This is a genomic window from Streptococcus oralis (assembly GCF_001578945.1).
GTDB classification, from domain to species: Bacteria; Bacillota; Bacilli; order Lactobacillales; family Streptococcaceae; genus Streptococcus; species Streptococcus oralis_Q.
Map to the genome: position 1 here is coordinate 89,300 of NZ_KQ969551.1, position 1,230 is coordinate 90,529.

The following is a 1,230-nucleotide window of genomic DNA, read 5'->3' on the forward strand; positions in this document are numbered from 1 at the left end:
AAGCGGACAATGCGGCCCCCGTGGGTCAATTCTTCCGTAACGACAGCGCTGAGGCGACCATCACCAAAGCTGACACGAGTACCGACCTTGAGGCGTTTGGCAGGTTTAGCCAGAACTTCCCACTCATCACCGGCAGTATTTTTGAGAAGAAGAAGCTCCACGTGCCCTCCGGTCTCCTCTTTTTGACCATAAAGGCGGGCAGGGAGAACGCGAGTGTCGTTCATGACAAGGGCATCACCAGGTTCCAGCATATCAATAATGGAGTGGAAGTGTTTATCCTGCATCTCTCCCGTTTCACGATTAACGATAAGTAGTTTGGATGCATCTCGTTTTTCAAGGGGCGTTTGGGCAATCAATTCCTCAGGTAAGTGGAAATCAAAATCAGCTGTATTCATTTTTTCATTATTCTTTCTAAGTTCTAATCCTTCCTATTATAACATGTTTCCTAGTCAGACGAATCTTTTTTGAAAAATAAATCGTTTTCACTTGACAAAAATTGGTCTATACCATATAATGAATATAGAAATATGGAGGATATAAAATGAAAGTTATTAAAGTTGAAAATCAAGTCGAAGGTGGAAAAGTAGCTTTTGAGATTTTGAAGGAAAAATTAGCCAATGGTGCTCAAACATTAGGACTTGCAACAGGAAGCAGTCCGCTTGAGTTTTACAAGGAAATCGTTGAGAGTGACCTTGATTTTTCAAATCTAACCAGTGTCAACCTTGATGAGTATGTAGGACTTGATGGAGACAACCCACAGTCTTATCGTTACTTTATGCAGGAAAACTTGTTCAACCAAAAACCATTTAAGGAAAGTTTCTTGCCACGTGGAGTCAAGGACAATGCTGAAGCTGAAGTAGAACGTTACAATCAAGTACTAGCTGATCATCCAGTTGATCTTCAAATTCTAGGAATCGGTCGCAACGGTCACATCGGCTTTAATGAGCCTGGTACTCCATTTGACAGTCAAACACACCTTGTAGAGCTTGACCAGTCTACCATTGAAGCCAATGCTCGCTTCTTTGACAAGATTGAAGACGTGCCAACCCAAGCCATTTCAATGGGGATTAAAAACATCTTGGATGCTAAGTCAATTATTCTCTTTGCTTACGGTGAGTCAAAAGCAGAGGCCATTGCTGGAACAGTGTCAGGCCCAGTGACTGAGAACCTCCCAGCAAGTAGCCTACAAAACCACCCTGATGTGACTATTATCGCTGATGCAGAAGCGCT

General features: G+C 42.7%; 2 protein-coding genes. One reads left to right on the forward strand and one right to left on the reverse strand.

The genetic code is table 11. From position 1 onward, the window contains the following. Nucleotides 1-395 (reverse strand): S-adenosylmethionine:tRNA ribosyltransferase-isomerase (locus SORDD16_RS11535; protein WP_241733947.1); only part of this gene is annotated, 395 nt, incomplete at its 3' end. 146 nt (nt 396-541) lie between these two features. Here SORDD16_RS11535 and SORDD16_RS03110 point away from each other — a divergent pair. Next, nucleotides 542-1,230, forward strand: a 689-nt coding sequence (locus SORDD16_RS03110) for a glucosamine-6-phosphate deaminase (RefSeq protein ID WP_061452631.1), incomplete at its 3' end; no start/stop codon positions are given.